Below are 519 nucleotides of genomic sequence, written 5' to 3'. Positions count from 1 at the left end.
GGGGTGAAGGCCGCGCGCGGGCCGTGGGTCGCCACCCTCTGCTGCGGGGGCCATAGCGACCCGGCCGACATCCCGAAACTGCTGGCCGCGCGCGGCCTTGACCCCGGTGCGCACGGCGGTGCTCTGCCCGCTCTGGCTGACATGGTGCAGCACGCGCAGCTCCGGGTTGGCGGCCTTGAGCGAGCGCAGTACCTGCAGGGTGTCGTCCCTGGAGTCGTCATCGACATAGACGATCTCGAAATCCACCCGGCCGCGCAGCGCGGCGGTGATCTCGCCGACCAGGGGCGCGACGTTGTCGCGTTCGTTGAAGACGGGGACGACCACCGAAAGTGCGGGTTGGCTCATCGCGGGATCCGTTCGTGCAGTAGGAAAAAAGACCGCGCATTTTCCGGTACGCGGCTGGATGGAAGATCGGTCAGGCGGCGGCGCCGAAATAATCGCGGCACCAGGCCACCACCGGCGGCAGCCCGGCCTCGATCGGCGTGACCGGCTCGAAGCCGAAGGCCGCGCGCGCGCGCG

Annotated in this window: 1 protein-coding gene and 1 pseudogene; both read right to left on the bottom strand. The window is 69.9% G+C overall.

Annotated elements, in window-relative coordinates; all coding sequences use genetic code 11:
- Positions 1–345 (bottom strand): glycosyltransferase family 2 protein (locus ABB33_RS17860; protein ID WP_152985163.1); only part of this gene is annotated, 345 nt, incomplete at its 3' end.
- Positions 346–415: 70 nt separating this feature from the next.
- Positions 416–519 (bottom strand): annotated as a pseudogene (locus ABB33_RS18715) (protein CapI); the annotation flags it as partial.

The sequence above is a fragment of the Stenotrophomonas acidaminiphila genome, assembly GCF_001431595.1.
Lineage (GTDB): Bacteria > Pseudomonadota > Gammaproteobacteria > Xanthomonadales > Xanthomonadaceae > Stenotrophomonas > Stenotrophomonas acidaminiphila.
Note: the sequence above shows the minus strand (reverse complement) of the source record. Positions and strands in the feature narration are given on the sequence as shown.